Raw genomic sequence first — 19699 nt, forward strand, 5'->3', positions numbered from 1 at the left:
GCTCATTATGGGTGCCTTTTTATTATTTTATAAAGGGGTGAATAAGTAATGGCATATCCATTTAAGAAGCGTAAATTAGTTGTTATCGCCGGCCATGATGATGACACATGGGAAACTACTGGCGGTAAAGGTATCCGCACTAATCTAGTAGCTGATGGTGTCTATGAAGAATACGACAGTAATATTGTAATTGCTCGTGAGCTAGTCGAACGTTTAGAAACTTATGATGAGTTAGAAGTGTTCTTCCCTCAAAGAAATGGAAGGGATATGACACTAAAAGAACGTGTGGACTATTGTAATAATGTAGGCGCTGATTTTGTTGTATTCATTCATAGTAACGCAGGTGGAAGAAGTGCAACAGGTGCTTGTTGCTTTTACTATCCTAACAGCCTTGGTGAAAAATTCGCTAATTACTATGCGGATGAAATGAAAAAAGCTAACTATCCTCTATGGCAGGGTGGAACATTTGCTTGTAACCCTCGTGATGGGTGGAGCTGGTTCTATGTAGTAACAAACACAAAAATGCCAGTTGGTTTAACAGAAAACTTTTTCTTTTCGAATCCAGCAGAGCTTAAAAAATACCTGCTAGATTCTAAACAACTGGATAATATCGCAACCATTCATGAGAAGGCGGTATTAAGATATTTCGGTTTAATCTATAAAAAAGTAAAGGGGGCAACAAAAATGGCAAATCAACAACCTAGTTCTTGGGCGACAGAAGCATGGAAGTGGGCGAAAGAACAAAAGATTACAGATGGTTCTAATCCTAAAGATGCTATCACTAGACAAGAAGTTGTAACCATGCTTAAAAGGTATCATGATAGGTTTGGTAAATAATTGTAACAAAAGTCACAAACAAGCCAATAGAATTTGAATAAAATAAAACTGCAAAAGCCCTAAAAAGCCCTCACTTTAATTAGTGGGGGCTTTTTTAAAACCTTCATGTAATTGTTCGTTAAGGGAGACTCCAAGTTACTATCATTTGACCGTCTTTTGTAAAAGCTGATACATCACCCTTTTCTGCAAATACGCTTGATAATGCCTCGTTAATTACTTCATGAATGTAGGGGATATTCCCTGCTAATGCTTCAGCACCCATAACGCCTGCATTGATATCATCTACATCAAGAGACCCAAGCCATAACCCACTATGTGTTACGCTGGCAATAATTATGTTATTTTTAGATACCTCTATTGACCTTACTCCTGAAGCAGCGGTATAACCGTTTGGTAAAGCATTTCTGACTGCTTTTGTAAAACTTCCCTCATTAGGATTAATTGGAGGTGTGGGTATGTCTACCTTGAATTGATCGTTTAACGCACGAGCTAAGAAAGCTGAATATTGCCCTCTTGTTACTGGATTGTTAGGACGATAGGTGTTGTCAGCATATCCCGTAGTTATACCATTAGCTAATATCTTTTTTATAGATTCGTATGAAGCCTTACCTCCTGACACATCAGTGAATGCAATAGAGGATTGTTTTTCTAGATTAAATGCTCTAGCTAAAAATATAGCCATTTGACCTCTAGTTACAACATCACGAGGGCGATATGTATTATTACCAAACCCTTTTATAATACCTTTATCAACTGCAGAAGCAATAAATCCAGACGCAACGGATTCTGTACTTACATCAGAAAATTTATTCGGTCTTTTGGTCCCGTCAAGCCCTAGTGCTCGCCCTATCATGATAGCTGCATCACCCCTGGTGACTTCTTTGCCTTGCTTAAAACTTCCATCTTTATATCCAAAAATTATATTGTGCGATGAAAGGTAAGTAATCTCTTCAAAAAAGTTTGACTTACTAGAAACATCTTCAAATTCTTCTGCTGCTACATTTTCACTTAAAGGAAAGATATTAATAAAAGCAAAAATAGCGATAATAAAAACAAGTTTTTTCAATACACTAACCTTCTTTCAAATATAAATAATTTATCATTTAATTATAATTTCGGTAATATGTTAAAAAAACCCTTTAAAAAAATAGGAATTTAGCATTATTTGTCTAACAGTGAGGAATCACGAGTTATATACTCTTGTAACTAAAATAGATAATCTTCGTCTAATTATATAAAGAAAGTAATTCATGAAGGAGGATTCAATATTAAGAAATTTGTCTTAGTTATATGTTTAACGGTTATATTACTCGGTTTATTTGGATTATATAAAGGAAATAGTAGCGATGATGTGGATATAGTTACAACGGATATTAACACGATTACTGTAACAGGTAATGGTCTTGGGTATTTTATAGAAGATACTGAGGAACAATCACAATCGCAACCCAATTATGGAAAGGTTGTTCTTAAACAAGAAGAAGAAATGGAAGTGATTATAAAAGCAATTAAAAATTCTACACCTTATTCAGGTCCAATGACTGTAGAAAGTGAAAACTTAAATCTTATTTTAAATTATAAAGATAACACCTCTGAAACAATACTATTATGGCTATATCCTGAAAGAAATTCAAGTAGAAGTAGTAGAATTCAAAAAGAAGATTATGAAGGACCACTTCAAATACTTAATAAAGAAGACGTAGAAAATATCGCAAAACTGTTAGCTGAAAAATTGTCATAAAAACCTTATTAAATGGATACTTTAGTTTCTCCCTCTCGATTGAACCAGTAAGCATTGAAATCTTATCGTTTTTGTTTGCATAAAACCATTTACATAAATTCCCTTATAAACTATAACTATTTATAATCTTAAATGATACAATGTGATTATATATTTAAAAGGAGGCGTTAATATGTCACTAAGAAAGAAAATTCTTACGACAATGACAGTGTTTTTATGTTCATTTTTATTCTTTTCAAATGTTAGTGCTGCAACATTTCCTGATGTTCCAACATGGGCGGATGATGAGATTTCCTATCTATTTAATTCAGATGTAACCAACGGATATCCAAATGGTACATTTGGAACAAATGATAACATTAAACGAAGTGAAGCTGCTGTCATGCTTGTAAGAGCAAAAAAATTAGATGGGGGAAGTACACCAGCAGAACCGATGTTTTCTGACATTAGAAAAGGTTCTTTTTATTATGAAGCAGTGCAAATAGCAGCAGAGAATGGTTTTATTAATGGGTTTTCAGATGGTGCTTTTCGTCCAAATGAAACGCTAACAAGAGGACAAATGGCTAAAATTATTTCAGTAGCATATGGATTAAACGCAAAAAGTGGAAACTATTTCTCAGATATTCCAGGCACTTTTGCAGAGAAGTATATTGAAGGTTTAGCTGCAAATGGTATAACTAATGGATATTCAGACGGCACTTTTAAACCGAATAGTAATATCAATCGTGTAGAATTTTCTATTATGCTATCAAGAGCTATGAATGATAGCTTTAAGGTTAAGCCGGTAGATCCTGTTCAGGATATGAAAGTTCATTTCCTTGATGTAGGACAAGGTGATTCAACATTAATCATTACACCAAATGGGGGTACGATTCTAGTTGATGCTGGTTCTTCATCTTCAGGGCAAAAAATTGTCCAGTATTTAAAGTCAGCTGGTATTGATTCAATCGATAAGTTAGTTGCAACACATGCTCATGAAGATCATATTGGTGGTATGTTAGAGGTTATGCAAAACTTTGAAATTGGTGAAGTAATTGATTCTGGTATTGAACATACTTCTCAGACTTACATAAATTATCTAACTCATATAGATAATAATAATATTCCTTTTAAAGTCCCATCAATTGGAGATAAGGTAACTATTGATAGTGAAGTTGATATCACAGTAGTAAATAGTGGTGAGCCAGGAGATGATTTAAATAATTCTTCTGTTGCTTTACATTTAGTCTATGACAGTTTTTCATTTCTAGTGACTGGTGATGCAGAGGAAGATAAAGAATTGAAAATGGTAAATAACTTCAATATTGAATCGGATGTGTTGCAAGTTGGTCATCATGGATCTATTACAAGTTCTAGCGATATTTTCATAAATGAAGTATCACCATCCTTTGCTATTTTCAGCTATGGAGAAGGTAACTCTTATGGTCATCCTGATTCCAGGGTTGTGAATGTATTACGTAACCAAGGTGCTGATATTTATTCAACAGCATACAATGGTGATATTGTTTTAACTACTAATGGCAATAGTATTACCTTTAACGTAAATCCATGGGCAACTGAAATTATACCGCTTCCTGAACCAAATCCTGAACCAAATAATTCAATAAATATAAATACAGCAGATTATGAAACTTTGTTATTAATCAAAGGAGTCGGTCCATCAATAGCAGAAAATATTATTGATTATAGAAATAGATATGGACACTTTAGAACAATAGAAGAATTAGATAACGTTAAATATATTGGGCCAGCAACTATCGAAGAAATGAGACCATACATTACTATTTAGGAAGTGTTATTAATGAACAAATACATTGTAGACCGGATAGAAGGGAACATAGTAGTGCTTCTAACTAAAGGAAATGAATCTGTACAAAAGGATGTACCGATTGAATTATTTCCTGAAATCATTAAAGAAGGCGATATTGTAGAAAAAAGTTTCGAAGGTGAAAGGTTAAAGTATAATATTCAAATCGATGAAACCAATTCACAACGAAATGAAGCTAAAGAACTGTTGAATAAGTTAAAAAATAAAAACAATTAAAAGCAAATAGGAAAAGCCCTCACTTTAATCGGTAAGGGCTTTTATTAACAAAAATTATAAATTTAGTCTATCAAGATCCTTTGTTATACAGTGAAGTGAGCCACCTCTTTTACATAACTCCTCATAAGCCCCTTCTAATAATTTGACAGTAAATCCGTTATTTGAAAAAATATTAGCTACTGCTTCATCTAGCTTACGTCTATTGATACTTCCGGGTGCGACTGAAGAATAAGCTGGTAAGTAGACATTTTTTGTGCCTTCAAAGACTTCAATAAGGCAATTATTGTAGGTGAGAAATGTTCCGGTTGATCCGTTTAAGTCCCACAAATCAATTGGAATTCTTTTCACCTCAAAACTCAAGCCATCAATGTTATATTCTGCTAACCACTGTGCGGTTCTATCAAGGGATTCAGAAATTTCAGTTGGAGGCATATCTTCTTCTAAGACGTTTTTTGCCATTTTTACATCTGCGATAAATACTAGTTCTTTACCGTTGTCTGCCTTTCCCCCTAAAGTAACATACATATCAATATGAAATATTGGCTGGAATTCCCCTTGGAAAACATCAATCGGAAAATCTACAGGTTCATCAAATCCTAACCATATCACATGTTCAACACCAAATAATTTCTTAAATTCATTTGTTATCTTTTCTTGGTTTTCTCCTGTTATCTCTTCATTTAGATGTAGATAATCCTTCCCGATAATGAGATAATTATCTCCCGCTAAAATGTTCCCGCCTTCTATATGGTACTTTGTCACTTCAATTTCTAAATCAGTTTCAGCAGCTATTTGATCCGCGACAAAGTGATCGCCACCTCTTGTAAAATCTAGTGATTCTAATAAAACAGTTGTACCATCCTCTTTTTTAATACAACTATATCCATCTTGTGCCCATATTGAGTGCCACCCACTCTCTAATTCACACTCATACACATTATCTCTAATTCGTCGAATTATCTGCGTAACATACGCAGGATACATTGATGTGGCGTTTATTAATGTTAAGTTGTATTCAGGATCTAATCCTGATCTAAGGGCTGATTGTCGAATAGAAGTATGTACGTTTTTATCTGCTAAAATAACATAATGAACATTTTTATCAAGGGACTCGAATATTCCTTTATAACGTTGTAAAACAATATCATCTGGTAACACAGAAGTATTAGGGAACGTTAATAGCATACGATTAATTTTTCCATATACAGAAGAGATTGGTTTGTGCATTAATTACCCTCCTTATTCTTTTATTCTAGTCTTGCCCGTTACTACCTTTTATAATCATAACTTTTCCGGACAATTTTCTGCACAACTCTTCGTAATCATTATCAATCGGTTCATCTGTAAATTTCACCCATACTTTTCTATCTTTGTACGATTCTTCTGTGTAGTCATTTTCACTTTTAGTGTCCAGGATCTCCAATAACTATCGTTTAATTTATAGTGGTTATACATAAAAACTCCCTCCTCGTGTATATAATCGTTTGGAAGGAGAGGTTAGGTGTCATGTATTAATATTCTTTTCTTTTTGCTTAGTGTCTATTAAGTGGTTCAGTGCATCTAAAAGAATGAAGATTATAGTAATACTTATAGAAAATATTAGATTGGAATTCGTACTTATAGCCACCATTTGTCCGATGAATAATAACGAAAAGAATCTAGCAATATTAAGTATAACTTTACTAATTAAACCAATTCCAAATATATACTTTACTATTATTTCAAAAAAACTATCTAGTGTATATGCATAAACAACTGTCAATAAAGCAATTTTTATAATGTCTTTTATATCGACATTTAAGTTAAAGATAGAGTTAGTTAGCGAAGTTGAACCAGTAATAATAAAAATACAAATAAGTAATAAAATTGTTAATATTAATGATAAACCCATAGCTGCAATTACTTTTTCGTATAAAGGATCAGGTTTTTTTTCTTTTACTTTTTCATAAATAAACATAAAACATAGCATTATTATAGATCCGAAAATAAAAAAAGAAATGGCAACATTAAGTACTGTAGCAATAATGAATTCCTCCTTTATAAAAAGAATTATTATAAGTATTCGAGAATTAAGAGACAGGAATGGGTATTCCATTCCTGTCAAAAAGTAATATATTAATATTTATTGTTTATGGGAGGATTTTAATTAAGTATACTTCTAAGGTAGAAAGAAAGTTATGAATTTCGCCATTAAGATAGCGTCATTTGGTGGTATACCAGCTTTCATTAATGCAATTGTAACAGCTGTTTCACCATATTCAGTTAACTCGTCAACTACGTTCGCAGCAGTGTGTCCCCATCTTTCAACGCTATCCCCTAACCTGTCAGCCCACTTGTAAGGGATTTTTTTTATGAGTTGATTTAACCAATAACCGCCATATCTTAAAGCTTGACCTACAGCCTTAGTTTTAATGCTCTGCGGTTGGACTACTGGATTCTTAAGTTTCGGATCGGTAGATGCTAGACTAGTATCTTTCTGTGCTATTGAGTTTGTAGTTGTATTTGCTACACTAGTCTTAGCACTTGCATATGACGGTGCAACACTGCTGAAAATTAGTAGTGTTGCTATAACACCTAAAAAGACTTTTACAATCTTCCCCTTCATATAGTAACTCCTCCTTTGAATTTGTAAGAATATAACCTTCTCCCTCCCATAAATTTACAGTAACACACCGAAAAAACGATTAAAACACCTGATGGAAATTAAATGGAATAAATAGAAAAAACAGGTAATTAATATCATTCGGATAGAGGAAAATACTCATTGTTATAGGGATGGTATATGCATAATTTTTACTATTTATATTAATCTTGTTCAGGTAGGAATCAGGAGTGACTATATTCGCGGTCATTAAATTTGAATGTATTAATTAGATTAAAGTACAATTAAGTAAACCAGATTAAGCTACCATTCACTATGAATAGGTAGCCTCTTCTTTAACGATTTTTATGTTAGTGGTTTTATGGTCAAATAAGTGTATTCGAGTTGGACTTGTTATTTACTAGTTATATTACGTTAGTCCATTTTTATCTAGTACCATTACCTCGAGAGGAAGACAAGAAGGAACTAAAAATGTTTGTGGCATTACACATAAGTCACCAATTTCAATTGATCATTCTAGTGGGATGTATTTTTTCCCTACATCATCTCCTCAGAACCCCAACTGTTCATGGATTTCTCACTCGCATATTGATCAAATTAATCGAGCGCCGGATCACTGCACAACAATTATATTTAAAAATGGTAGAACTGTCACTCTACCAGTATCCCACGGATCAATGCAAAATCAAGTGCAAAGAACGGCACAATTTCGTTACTTACTACAAAACCGAATAAAATATGTTTTAAAAAGCAAACATTATACTGACGTCGTTGCAGAACCTTTTGTATAAACAACTACACTAATTAATATTGTAAGCGCTGTAATATAAAATGAGAAGCAAAAGACCTAATACATACCCAAACGCTTTTCTGATGTTTAGAAATGGTATTTTTAACTAATCCTAATACTAGTATGTAATTTAAACATCAGGAAGGGGCAGAACAGTTGGACACGATAGTAACTTTGGTAACAGAACATCCTATTATAGGTATTGGGATAATGATTGTTGCTGTTATGCTAATTATCAGTATTGTAAAATCATTATTTAAAGTGGCGATGGTTGTTACTGTAATTGGTTTAGTGTTGGTTGTTTTCTTTGGTTTTAAGCCGCAGGAAGTCATTGATAAGGGAAAAGACCTTACAGATACCGGTACGACATTATTTGAAGATAATAGTGATACTGGCTTACTAGGTATGCTCTCAAAAGAAAATTTTCTAATTACAGAAGAGAATGGGCAAACTATTCTAGAAATAAAATCATTAGGTGTAAAATACAATGTGGATGATTTATTAAGTAAACTAGATAATGAGAAATCAAAAGAGTTAGAGCAAATTATAGAAAAATAGGAGCAGGAAGAGCGATGTATAGACGCTCTTTCTGCTTCTATTTTGTTGAGGCTGGTTGAAACGATCGAAAAGCTTTCTGCATCAGGTCATGTATAATATTCTCAACCTTTTTACGAATGGCTGGATTAAAATAGTTCCTTTTTTCTTCTCGTCCCTTACAAATAAAAAGGAAAGAGGAAAAAGAGTCATTTTTGTTTAGAGAGACCACTTGTAACTGTTTTGTTGCCATACGTTTTCTTAAATGTCTTCGTTCTGATGTTGCTTCATACTCCATCTTACTTAAAAGGTCGGTAAAAGGCTCTTTAATTTTAAATGTTGTTCCCTTCTCGATGTTTTGCATATCTTGTTGAATTACAAGAATAGCCATAGAAAGGAATAAAAAACGTGAAGCTAACTCATATTCCTCTTCACTGAGATAACGCACTAATTCCCCCTCCTAACGAACATGTGTTCTATTATACAATAAATATACGTACTGTAAAACAAAAATATACTAAAAGAACTTAATATTTTAGTATCATATATCAAGATTTCTAGGTACTCTGTTAAACTTGTAGTGATAAGTTTTTGTGTATCTATATAAAGTAATCCGATTTTCAAAAAAATATATTGCAGGCAAACGAAACAATAGGCAATTTTGTTTGTTTACATTAAAATAAAAAGAGGGAAACTATTATAAAGGCGATATTTGTAAGTAATTAAGAGGAGTTTTGTTAAAATGTATGTATCGACTGTCGATGATCTTGAAAGTGAACGTATAGATATATCTTACATAAAGGAATTGATTGAAAATAATCAATTTGATGATTTAATTACTGAATTGCTAAAGAGTTATGAAAGTTTAGGACCGTTACCGGGAATTTTATTACCGTTTATTGAAGCGTTTCTTCCTTTTTTACCTTTAGTAGTATTTGTCATGACAAATGGAGCAGCGTATGGATTAATAAAAGGTTTTTTATTTTCATGGATAGGTGCAAGTATAGGTGCAATTTGTGTATTTCTCCTTGTACGTAAACTAGGGGAAAAGCGGTTTTTTAAATGGATAAGAAGAAATAAACAAGTGGAGCGAGTGACAAATTGGTTAGAAAGACACGGGTTTGGTCCATTATTTTTACTAATGTGCTTTCCATTTTCTCCATCTGCGGTGATTAATATTGTTGCGGGTCTATCGAAAATTAGTATTCAACAGTTTGTACTAGCTGTGTTACTTGGTAAAACTGTTATGATACTTTCCATTGTAACAATAGGAGACAGTATTATGTCTTTTGCAAAAGAACCACTAAAAACTATTTTGGTTGGTATTGGAATACTCCTATTTTGGGCAATTGGCAAGTACATAGAGAAGCGCTTACAAAAAAGGGCTATTATACAAGCCCATATTGACCGAAAAGGGGATTAAATTATTTCCTACAGGGTAAAATGGTTATAGAAGGATACCTTGGAGGAAAACAAAATGAAAAAAATAAGGTTATGGCCGATTTTGAGAACGGTTTTAATAGCTATTGTTTTAGCCGTGTTTTTTCGTTCATATTTATTTGCGAGTTATGTCGTAGATGGAAAATCGATGGAGCCTACTTTGTATGATGGAAATTTACTCATGGTAAACAAAATGGTTTACGATCTAGCCGATATCGATCGGTTTGATGTGATTGTGTTTCATGCAAATGAAAAAGAAGATTATGTGAAACGAGTCATAGGTGAACCGGGTGATCATATTGAATATAAAGACGATGAACTATATGTAAATGGAGAACGAATAGCTGAACATTATTTAGACCCTTATCGCAAAGATGATGGAAAACCACTAACAGATGATTTTTCATTAGAAGAAAAAACAGGAAAATTACAAGTGCCAGAAGGTCAGTTGTTTGTATTAGGTGATAATCGCAGAGAAAGCCTTGACAGTAGATACTTCGGTTTTGTTGACCAAGAATCTGTTGTTGGAAAAGTGGATATTAGGTATTGGCCGGTTTCACAAGTAGGGTTTAGTTTTACAAAATAAAAGAAGGCGTTAACTTCAGTGTTTGAAGTTAACGCCTTCTTTTATGCTATGGGATTGAAAACTTGTTGCTTTTCACTATATCGCAGTTGATAGAAAGTTTGCAATAGAGGCACTGGCCGCGCTCCTCAAGCAAAATCGGCTCCCTTTCCGCAGGCACGGCTTAGCTAACTCAGAAGAAAACCACTTCTGAGTGGATCTTCAGCTCGCACTGTTCCTGCAGGAGTGTCACCAATTTTGCTTGATCCACTAGTGAATGCGTCCAATAAATGGCTCTCCTAGTGATGTGGCACATATAATTACTGTTATTTCCTACGACAAGAGGAACTTATATATCAAACCACAATACTAATGTAAGAAATACGCGGAGACTCAGCGCGAGCCCACGGAAAGCGTAGTGTATTTCCGAAGTGTTTGATTAAGCGCTAATCTAATGAATAGTGCAAACTCTATATTTTATCAGCAATAAAAGCAATCTTTTAGTACAGCCAATTAAGTTTTATTCTTTTGGTAATAATCGTGTGAATACTACAAGTGCTATGAATGTAATCGGAACAAGAACAATTACCAACAAAAAAGAAATCGATGATGCAAGTGTTGATCCAAGGCTAGCACCGATTAGTAAAACAAAAGAGTAGAGAGCGACTGCAGTTGATTTACTAACCGTTGCGTGTTTGCCGACAAGTAGTACAACCATTGGAATAGATAATGAAGTAGATGTGATCATCATGAAAGAGGCGAATAAAACTGAACCAACATGTAAAAAGAATATGGAGGGAATAAACCCTATAATCATTATACCTAATTGAAACCTTAAAACGTTAACTGCTCCGAACCACTTCATGACGCTACTAGCAAAAAAAGCAGGTATGATTCCAATCAAACTAATCATGCGAAAAAGCTGTAATGAAAAAGGAAAGTCTACCCAATTATTATATAAATATATCTCAAATGATCCATAAAATAGCATGATCGTTAATAATAAGAAAAAAGCGATTACATAGAGCTTTTGTAGTACTTGATTTTTAAAACATGATAAAATGGTAGCAGACAAATCTTTTAATCGGTAAGATTGTTGTGTGCTTGAGAATTGTAATGTTTGAAATAAACCTATGAAGCAAGTGAGGTAAAAACAGAAAAAAACGATAAATACAGCGTGATAGGAAAATAAATCTGCAAAAAAGGCAGAAACCATTTGGCCAAAAACACCTGCAAACAAAAAACCGGTATTAATCATTGCGATTACAAATGCTTGTAATGTTCCGCTAAAATGCTTGAAGCAATAAGAAAATGCTACGGGTGCAAAACTTGCTGCTAACACACCTTGGAAAATGCGAAGCACAACTAGGCTATAAATAGAATCACTTAGAGCAAGTAAACCAGTAAAAAACGTAAGAAGTGCCATTCCAACTAATAATAAAGTTCGTAATGGAAATCGGTCAGCAAGCACACCAAAAATAAGTAAACCAATAGCGTACGGTAAAACAAACAGGGTGCTAGAAAGTGAAACAAAACCGACGGATACATCATACAATTCTGACAATCTTGGTTGAAGTGGAATCATCACATAGATACTACTTGCAACAAAGATAGAACAATAAATAAGTGTACTTGCTGTAGTGACTGTATGTTTCATTAACTCACCTCACGTTATAGCGTGACTTTTCCTGAAAATAGTAACCGCATGTTAATGCGGCAATATAGACTAATGTACTATATGAATTTATTAAATAGATGTGCAACAAAAGGAGGATTTTTTCATGGGGATTCGTTTTTTACTTGGAAAAGCGGCCACTGGAAAGAGTGATCGGTGTTTAGATGAGATAAAGACTAAACTTATAGAAAATCCACAGGGCCCACCGATTATTTATATCGTGCCTGATCAAATGACATTCCAACAGGAATATGCATTACTAAATAATCGAAACGTGAATGGAAGTATTCGTGCACAAGTATTTAGTTTTTCTCGTCTTGCTTGGCGTGTATTTCAGGAAACTGGTGGAGGAACGAGGAAGTTTATTAGTTCCACTGGTATCCAGATGATGTTACGTAAGATTACCGAAGAGAGAAAATCGGAATGGAAAGTATTCCAGAAGGCTATTGAAAAGCAAGGATTTATGGATCAATTAGAAACGATGATTACTGAATTTAAGCGATACCGGATTACACCAGAAATGCTAGCAATGCAAATTATTGATATGGACCGTTTCCAGCATAAATATGCTGGAGAAGTTGCGCTGAAAAATAAGTTAGAGGACCTAAGCTATATTTATGACAAACTAGTTATTGCCCTAAAGGATAACTATATTGATAGTGAAGATCAATTGCAGCAGTTAGCTGATAAAATCGAGGAAGCTGACTTTTTAGACGGGGCTGATATCTATGTGGACGGGTTTCATCGCTTTACCCCACAAGAACTATTAGTTGTTGAAGCACTATTGAAAAAAGCAAACAATGTCTCGGTTACGTTAACAATGGATCAAGCAGAGGAAAGTAAGGTTTCTGAGCTAGATTTATTTTGTCAGACAAAGGAAACATATCAAGTACTAGTTCAGTTAGCAACAGAAAACAATATTGAAATTGAGAAAAGTGAGTTATTGCAGGAAGCTGATGGGATGTTTCGTGATCGACCTTATTTTTTACATTTAGAGAACTATTTTGATGTGAGGCCAGCACCTAAGTTCGAGGGTGACGTTCCGATTCAAATTGCGCAAGCCGTTCATCCGAGAGCAGAAGTAGAGGGGACGGCTCAAGAGATATTACGATTGGTTCGTGATGAAAATTACCGCTTTAAGGATATGGCTATCTTAATCAGGCAAACGGATGTATATCACGATTTAATTGATACAGTCTTTAATGATTACGGAATTCCTGTATTTATTGATGAAAAACGTACGATGTTAAACCATCCTTTGGTTGAACTAATCCGGTCGGTTCTAGATGTTGTGGAAAGCAATTGGCGTTATGATGCCGTTTTTCGTGTGTTGAAAACAGGGTTTATTCCTGCAACTGACAAACGGTTTCCGTTAGATGAAGATGCGATTGATGAACTTGAGAACTATGTGTTGGAGTATGGTGTTCGTGGTAGAAGCCGCTGGTTTAGTGACCGCGAATGGGTATTTCAGCGTTTTCGTGGTTTTGATCAAATGACGCAGACAGATGAAGAAACGGCAACTCAAACAAGAATTAACCGTTACCGTTCTCAAATAATGAAAGCAATGCAAGATTTTGATAACAACCTTAGAGACGCAGAAACAATTGAAGCAAAAGCTATCGTATTATTTGAGTGGTTAGAATCAATTGGTATAACGGAACAATTAGAGGCGACAAGAGAGCATTTTGATCAACAAGGGAAAATTGAACGTGGTAGAGAACAAGAACAGGTTTGGGATGCTATTATTCAATTGCTCGATGAGATGGTGGAAATTGTTGGTGATGAGCAAATATCGTTGCAATTATTTCGTACTACTCTGGAAACAGGGTTTGAATCATTAAAATTCGCCCATGTTCCGCCAAGCATGGATCATGTCGTAACAGGTACGATTGATCGTTCTCGTATGAGTGGAATAAAGTGTGCCTTTTTGTTAGGAGTAAATGAGGGTGTATGGCCAATGAAACCTTCCGCAGATGGCATGATCTCAGAAGAAGAAAGAGACTTGTTAAAAGAGCAAGGAATGAAGTTGGCAGATGGTAGTAAACGTCAATTATTGGATGACTGGTTTTACGTTTATTTAGCTTTTACGACTGCAAAAGACCGGCTCTGGATTAGTTATCCATTAAGCGATGAAGCTGGTAAATCAAAAGTGCCTTCTCAATTAATTAAAAGAATAGAAGATTTATTTCCTGCATGTAATGATCAGTTACTTTTACAAGATCCAGAAGAGATGACGGATGCAGACCGGTTTGTAACAACTGCAGTTAAATCAAGATCAGCACTAACTGCACAATTAGCAAGAACCGTCAGAGGGTATCCAATTGATGATATCTGGTGGAGTGTACTTAATTGGTATATTAATAATGATGATAAAACCGGAATAACGAACAGAATTCTTCAAAGTTTATTCTACAAAAATACACCGAGGTCATTGTCGAAAGAGACAGTTGAAAAGATTTATCCCAAGCAGATTAAGGCAAGTGTGTCTCGATTAGAAATGTACCATCGTTGTTCTTACCAGCATTTTGCTCGTTATAGCCTAGGGTTGGAAGAAAGACAGACCTACAAATTAGATGCACCAGATATTGGACAACTATTTCATGAGGCACTAAAAAAAATAACCGAATGGATTCAGGCTGAAGGTAAAGACTTTTCCGAAATATATCAAGAAGAATCGAAACAGTATGCACGTCGAGCGGTTGGGAATCTTGCGCCTATTTTACAACACCAAATATTGCATAGTTCGAATCGTTATCAATATATACAACAAAAGCTACAGGAAATTATTGCGCGTGCTGCATTTGTATTAAGTGAGCAATCACGTCAAAGTCAGTTTTCACCTGTTGGATTAGAACTAGCATTTGGTACTGGAGAAAATCAGCTAGCTCCAATGAACTTACAATTGCCAAATGGCTTTGAATTAGTTTTAAGAGGAAGAATTGACCGTGTCGATCGAGCAATCAATCAAGAACAGTTATTTTTGCGAATTATTGATTATAAATCAAGTTCGAAAGGGTTAAATCTTGTTGAGGTCTACTATGGACTAGCTTTACAAATGTTGGCTTATTTAGATGTGGTTTTGTCGAATTCAGAAAAATGGTTAGGAACAAAAGCAACGCCAGCAGGTGTCTTATACTTCCACGTGCATAATCCAATGATTTCTGGTAATCAAAAGTTAGAAGACAGTGCGATTGATAAAGAGATTTTTAAAAAGTTTAAAATGCAAGGGTTGTTAGTAGAAAATGAGCAAATTGTAAAAATGATGGATACAGGTCTAGACACTGGATCTAGTCAAATTGTTCCTGCAGGTTTAAAAAAGAACGGTGAATTTCGTAGTGGTTCGAATACGGCACAAACAGAGACGTTTGGTTATTTGCAAGGTTATATCCGTGATCTGATGAAACAAGCAGGAATGGATATTACAAATGGTGCTGTTCATTTAAATCCTTTTCAGCAAAAACAACAAACAGCTTGTACGTTTTGTTCATTCCGTTCTGTATGCCAATTTGATCCGACACTTGAAGAAAATAATTATCGTAAACTACAAGACTTGAAAGACGAAGAAATCATAGAGTCAATTGTACGAAGGGAGGAAGGTTAATGCCAAAGTGGACGAAAGAACAAGAAGAGGCAATCTATGCTAGTGGTAGTGATATATTAGTTGCGGCAGCTGCGGGGTCAGGAAAGACGGCTGTCCTAGTGGAAAGAATTATCCAGAAACTATTAGATAAAGAGAATCCAATCGATATTGATTCGCTACTTGTTGTAACCTTCACAAATGCAGCAGCTCAAGAAATGAGAAATCGTGTAGGAGAAGCACTAGAAGCTGCTTTGCAAACAAATCCTTCCTCGGTTCATTTGAAAAAACAACTATCATTATTACAGCGAGCATCGATTTCTACGTTGCATTCTTTTTGTATGGAGTTAGTGAGACGTTATGCTTATTTACTAGATATTGATCCAGGATTTCGTATTGCAGACAACGTGGAAGGCGATATGATTCGTCAAGAGGTATTAGAGGAGTTATTTGAAGAATGGTATGGCAAAGAAGGGAAAGAGCAAGAAGCTTTCTTTGCGGTTGTCGATCGTTTCTCCAGTGACCGGAGTGATTTGGAAGTAGAAGAACTTATTTTAAATTTATATGATTTTTCAATGCAAAACCCTTGGCCAGACAAGTGGTTACATGACATGACAGAGATGTATGATGTAAAACCTGACCAAGCTGAGACGAATCTACCATGGCTTGCAATTTTAAAGCGAGAAGTTGCAAGTCAACTAGAAGCAATGCATGCAGAAGCAAGTTTAGCAATGGAACTAACGAAAGAAAGCGATGGTCCGTATCATTATGCAGAGGCAATTGATGCTGACTTTGCTTTAATTAAAGAAGCCAAGGCATTATTAGCAATGTCATGGGATCAACTGCAGACTACATTTACCGAGGCTAAGTTTAAAGCCTTATCACGTAAAAAGGTAGAGTGTGATGAAGAAAAGAAAGAAAAGGTAAAAGCATTACGGAACAGCTATAAAAAAAGATGGAATGATTTAGCTACAGATTGGTTTTCTAGAAAGCTATCCTCCTACCTTGCAGATATGGCCAAACTTCACCCAACAATTGTGCAACTGACAGTATTGGTGAAAGACTTTAAGGCTCGATATACGCAGTTAAAAAAAGAAAAAGCATTAGTTGATTTCTCTGATTTAGAGCACTATATGCTCCAAATTTTATTAGACGAAACATCAACGGTGAATCAAATTAAACCATCTGAAGTAGCTAAAGAAATGCAACAAAAATTCACAGAGCTTTTAGTCGATGAATACCAAGATACCAATCTAGTCCAAGAAACAATCATTTCCCTTATTTCTGATAAAGAAGGAAAGGGTAATATGTTTATGGTTGGCGACGTTAAACAGAGTATTTATCGCTTTCGTCATGCAGAACCATCTTTATTTATCGAAAAGTACAAACGTTTTGCAGATGCTGATTTCCCGGCTAAACGTATTGATTTAGCGAGAAACTTTCGAAGCAGAGAACAAGTACTATCGGCTACTAATTATATATTTAGACAATTGCTTAATGAAGAAGTTGGAGAAATGAATTATGAAAAAGAGGCAGAATTGATTTACTCCAACACGATATACGACGAACTTACGTTGAGTGACACGGACGCTGAGCTTGTCATTATTGATCGGGAAGCCCAGGAAGATGAACGTTCAGAAAACCAAGGTGAAGAGAGTTTTCAAGATTTAGAGAAAGCGCAAATCGAGGCTAGAGCCTATGCGAGTATGATTCAAAAGTGGATTGGACATCGGGATCAAGCCCCAATGCAAGTTGTCGACAAGGGTACTGGTGCTCAACGCGATTTGCAATACCGTGATATTGTTATTTTACTTCGCTCAATGACTTGGGCACCGACGATTACAGAAGAATTAAAACAACAAGGTATTCCTGTCTATGCGGAGCTTTCCACAGGTTATTTTGAAGCAATTGAAATTAAAGTGATGCTTAGCCTGTTGAAAGTTATTGATAATCCTAAACAGGATATCCCGTTAGCTTCTGTACTGCGTTCGCCTATTGTAGGGCTGGATGAAGAAGATTTAGCACAAATACGTCTTGCTAAAAAACGGTCATCTTATTATGATGCATTAACTGCTTTTTCAAAAGAAACAACCGACTTAAATAAGAAACATCAAGTCGAACAATTTTTGAATCAATTAAAGGGATGGCGTTTACGTGCAAGACAAGGAGCGTTATCTGAATTAATATGGCAAATCTACCGTGAAACAGGTTACTATGATTTTGCTGGTGGGATCCCTGGTGGTAGGCAACGTCAAGCAAACTTGCGAGCATTGTATGATCGGTCACGCGCCTATGAAGCTACATCTTTCCGTGGTTTGTTTCGTTTCTTGCGTTTTATTGAAAGAATGGAAGAAAAAGGTGACGATTTAGGGGCCGCTAGAGCGCTTGGCGAACAAGAAGATGTTGTTCGGATTATGACGATTCATAAAAGTAAAGGATTGGAATTCCCTGTTGTCATTTTAGGAGCTATGGATAAGCAGTTTAATCAGCAAGATTTAAGGCAGAAATATTTACTGCATAAAGATTTAGGGTTCGGGAGTAAATATATTGATCCAGAAAAAAGAATTATTTATCCTACACTAGCCCACCATGCGCTAAAAAAAGAAAAGCAACGTGAATTATGGGCAGAAGAAATGCGCGTACTTTATGTAGCATTAACAAGAGCAAAAGAAAAATTGGTGATGGTTGGTAATGTGGCATCCTATGAAAAAAAACAAGAAAAATGGCTGGAAGTAATTGACCATAAAGATTGGGTGCTACCACCACATTACCGGCTTGAAGCGAAAACGTATTTAGATTGGGTAGGCCCAGCATTGATTAGGCATAAGCAAAATGACCTGCTCCGAAATATTGAAGTGAGTGTACAAGTACCGGAGACGATACGTGAGGATAGCTCAAGTTGGAACGTACAACTTGTCCATGGTAGTCAGTTTGCTAATTTAGACCAAACAGAAGATAAACAAGAAGTAAATCTAAAGCAAACAATTCAAAAGTGGGAACCTGTTTCAGGGACAAATGATGACCTTGATAAAAAAGTTGATAAGCGTTTGTCCTTTGTTTATCCGCATCATCATGCTTCCATGTATCGTGCTAAACAATCAGTTACTGAAATAAAACGACAACGGGAAGTGAAGGATGAATACAGTGATTCGCAACTAGTAGAACCATTCAAAGCACCAATTGTGAATCGGCCAAAATTCATGCAAAAAGAGAAAAAAATAACAGCAGCAGAGAAAGGAACTGTACTTCATACGGTAATGCAACACCTACCGCTCAAGAAGGTCATGAGTGTTGAAGAAATTGATGAATTTGTTCAGTATATGGTTACGAAGGAGTTACTAACAAGTGAGGAAGCAGCTGTAGTTGATGTTGCTGCGATTCATCAATTTTTCGAGTCAACTATGGGTGGACGTTTGATAGAGTCACCGACTATTCATCGAGAGATTCCATTTAGTTATACCATTAATGCAGGTGAAATTTACCATGAATGGCAAGACCAAACAGAGGAAAGAGTACTAATTCAAGGTGTCATTGACTGTCTAATTCCTGTTGATGGTGGTTTAGTATTACTAGACTATAAGACAGACACAATAGCAGAGGAGATTACTCCTGAATTGCTAGAACGATTAAAGAATAGATACCATGTTCAGTTAGAGTTATATGAAAAAGCGCTAGCTTCAATTTGGAAACAACCAATTAAAGAAAAGTACTTATATTTCTTTGATAAAGCATTGCTCATAGAAGGTTAAATAGGGCACTTATTTGTAACTTTATCAACACAATAATAAACTGTTTATTATTGTGTTGATTTTTTGTAAAAAAAAGTAAGACTTTTATTGCCATCTTACAAATTTTAGTATAAGATATATCATAATACCTCAATATTCTAGGTAGGTG

16 protein-coding genes are annotated in these 19699 nt (G+C 35.1%); 10 read left to right on the forward strand and 6 right to left on the reverse strand.

Annotated features, from left to right (window positions below; all coding sequences use genetic code 11):
• The first annotated feature begins 48 nt into the window (after positions 1–48).
• Positions 49–837 (forward strand): N-acetylmuramoyl-L-alanine amidase family protein, encoded by a 789-nt coding sequence (locus QQS35_RS20640; RefSeq protein WP_285934142.1) that lies wholly within the window; start codon positions 49–51, stop codon positions 835–837.
• 118 nt (positions 838–955) lie between these two features.
• On the opposite strand, the gene QQS35_RS20645 is transcribed toward QQS35_RS20640, so the two are convergent.
• Positions 956–1903: an S-layer homology domain-containing protein gene (locus tag QQS35_RS20645; RefSeq protein ID WP_285934143.1), complete on the reverse strand. Its 948-nt coding sequence runs from the start codon at positions 1901–1903 to the stop codon at positions 956–958.
• 285 nt (positions 1904–2188) lie between these two features.
• Between QQS35_RS20645 and QQS35_RS20650 the strand changes: the two genes are divergently transcribed.
• The 3 genes from QQS35_RS20650 to QQS35_RS20660 all read left to right on the forward strand — a co-directional run bounded on the left by QQS35_RS20650 (position 2189) and on the right by QQS35_RS20660 (position 4622).
• Positions 2189–2578, forward strand: a complete 390-nt coding sequence (locus QQS35_RS20650) for a hypothetical protein (protein ID WP_285934144.1) — start codon at positions 2189–2191, stop codon at positions 2576–2578.
• 172 nt (positions 2579–2750) lie between these two features.
• Complete coding sequence (locus QQS35_RS20655) at positions 2751–4367, forward strand: S-layer homology domain-containing protein (protein ID WP_285934145.1); 1617 nt, start codon at positions 2751–2753, stop codon at positions 4365–4367.
• 12 nt (positions 4368–4379) lie between these two features.
• Positions 4380–4622 (forward strand): DUF3006 domain-containing protein, encoded by a 243-nt coding sequence (locus tag QQS35_RS20660; protein ID WP_285934146.1) that lies wholly within the window; start codon positions 4380–4382, stop codon positions 4620–4622.
• A 54-nt stretch (positions 4623–4676) separates the two neighbouring features.
• On the opposite strand, the gene QQS35_RS20665 is transcribed toward QQS35_RS20660, so the two are convergent.
• The 3 genes from QQS35_RS20665 to QQS35_RS20675 all read right to left on the reverse strand — a co-directional run bounded on the left by QQS35_RS20665 (position 4677) and on the right by QQS35_RS20675 (position 7227).
• Positions 4677–5849 (reverse strand): agmatine deiminase family protein, encoded by a 1173-nt coding sequence (locus tag QQS35_RS20665; RefSeq protein WP_285934147.1) that lies wholly within the window; start codon positions 5847–5849, stop codon positions 4677–4679.
• 277 nt (positions 5850–6126) lie between these two features.
• Positions 6127–6591: a hypothetical protein gene (locus QQS35_RS20670; RefSeq protein WP_285934148.1), complete on the reverse strand. Its 465-nt coding sequence runs from the start codon at positions 6589–6591 to the stop codon at positions 6127–6129.
• Positions 6592–6780: 189 nt separating this feature from the next.
• A complete protein-coding gene (locus tag QQS35_RS20675; protein ID WP_285934149.1) occupies positions 6781–7227 on the reverse strand; it encodes a hypothetical protein in 447 nt (148 codons plus the stop codon).
• A gap of 434 nt (positions 7228–7661) precedes the next feature.
• Between QQS35_RS20675 and QQS35_RS20680 the strand changes: the two genes are divergently transcribed.
• On the forward strand, positions 7662–8015 hold the full coding sequence (locus QQS35_RS20680) for a competence protein ComK (RefSeq protein WP_285934559.1): 354 nt from the start codon (positions 7662–7664) through the stop codon (positions 8013–8015).
• A gap of 155 nt (positions 8016–8170) precedes the next feature.
• On the forward strand, positions 8171–8572 hold the full coding sequence (locus QQS35_RS20685) for a hypothetical protein (protein ID WP_285934150.1): 402 nt from the start codon (positions 8171–8173) through the stop codon (positions 8570–8572).
• A 37-nt stretch (positions 8573–8609) separates the two neighbouring features.
• Here the strand turns inward: QQS35_RS20685 and QQS35_RS20690 are convergent, their stop codons facing one another.
• A complete protein-coding gene (locus tag QQS35_RS20690) occupies positions 8610–8996 on the reverse strand; it encodes a hypothetical protein (RefSeq protein WP_285934151.1) in 387 nt (128 codons plus the stop codon).
• 294 nt (positions 8997–9290) lie between these two features.
• On the opposite strand from QQS35_RS20690, the gene QQS35_RS20695 reads away from it, so the two are divergent.
• Both QQS35_RS20695 and lepB read left to right on the forward strand, forming a co-directional pair.
• Entirely contained in the window at positions 9291–9971 is a 681-nt protein-coding gene (locus tag QQS35_RS20695) for a TVP38/TMEM64 family protein (RefSeq protein WP_285934152.1), read from the forward strand.
• A 54-nt stretch (positions 9972–10025) separates the two neighbouring features.
• On the forward strand, positions 10026–10574 hold the full coding sequence (lepB, locus tag QQS35_RS20700) for a signal peptidase I (RefSeq protein ID WP_285934153.1): 549 nt from the start codon (positions 10026–10028) through the stop codon (positions 10572–10574).
• A gap of 496 nt (positions 10575–11070) precedes the next feature.
• Here the strand turns inward: lepB and QQS35_RS20705 are convergent, their stop codons facing one another.
• On the reverse strand, positions 11071–12207 hold the full coding sequence (locus tag QQS35_RS20705; protein WP_285934154.1) for an MFS transporter: 1137 nt from the start codon (positions 12205–12207) through the stop codon (positions 11071–11073).
• 124 nt (positions 12208–12331) lie between these two features.
• Between QQS35_RS20705 and addB the strand changes: the two genes are divergently transcribed.
• Entirely contained in the window at positions 12332–15826 is a 3495-nt protein-coding gene (addB, locus tag QQS35_RS20710) for a helicase-exonuclease AddAB subunit AddB (RefSeq protein WP_285934155.1), read from the forward strand.
• On the forward strand, positions 15826–19551 hold the full coding sequence (addA, locus tag QQS35_RS20715) for a helicase-exonuclease AddAB subunit AddA (protein ID WP_285934156.1): 3726 nt from the start codon (positions 15826–15828) through the stop codon (positions 19549–19551). Before addB ends, addA begins: the two co-directional genes overlap by 1 nt.
• Positions 19552–19699: the final 148 nt, after the last annotated feature.

Origin of the sequence: Aquibacillus rhizosphaerae, assembly GCF_030282825.1 — a bacterium.
Lineage (GTDB): Bacteria > Bacillota > Bacilli > Bacillales > Amphibacillaceae > Aquibacillus_C > Aquibacillus_C rhizosphaerae.

Excerpts from the sequence above, each read along its gene's own strand:
- QQS35_RS20640 (WP_285934142.1), top strand. The coding sequence starts at position 49 with ATGGCATATCCATTTAAGAAGCGTAAATTAGTTGTTATCGCCGGCCAT.
- QQS35_RS20655 (WP_285934145.1), top strand. The coding sequence starts at position 2,751 with ATGTCACTAAGAAAGAAAATTCTTACGACAATGACAGTGTTTTTATGT.
- QQS35_RS20660 (WP_285934146.1), top strand. The coding sequence starts at position 4,380 with ATGAACAAATACATTGTAGACCGGATAGAAGGGAACATAGTAGTGCTT.
- QQS35_RS20665 (WP_285934147.1), bottom strand. The coding sequence starts at position 5,849 with ATGCACAAACCAATCTCTTCTGTATATGGAAAAATTAATCGTATGCTA.
- QQS35_RS20670 (WP_285934148.1), bottom strand. The coding sequence starts at position 6,591 with ATGCTATGTTTTATGTTTATTTATGAAAAAGTAAAAGAAAAAAAACCT.
- QQS35_RS20675 (WP_285934149.1), bottom strand. The coding sequence starts at position 7,227 with ATGAAGGGGAAGATTGTAAAAGTCTTTTTAGGTGTTATAGCAACACTA.
- QQS35_RS20695 (WP_285934152.1), top strand. The coding sequence starts at position 9,291 with ATGTATGTATCGACTGTCGATGATCTTGAAAGTGAACGTATAGATATA.
- lepB (WP_285934153.1), top strand. The coding sequence starts at position 10,026 with ATGAAAAAAATAAGGTTATGGCCGATTTTGAGAACGGTTTTAATAGCT.
- QQS35_RS20705 (WP_285934154.1), bottom strand. The coding sequence starts at position 12,207 with ATGAAACATACAGTCACTACAGCAAGTACACTTATTTATTGTTCTATC.
- addB (WP_285934155.1), top strand. The coding sequence starts at position 12,332 with ATGGGGATTCGTTTTTTACTTGGAAAAGCGGCCACTGGAAAGAGTGAT.
- addA (WP_285934156.1), top strand. The coding sequence starts at position 15,826 with ATGCCAAAGTGGACGAAAGAACAAGAAGAGGCAATCTATGCTAGTGGT.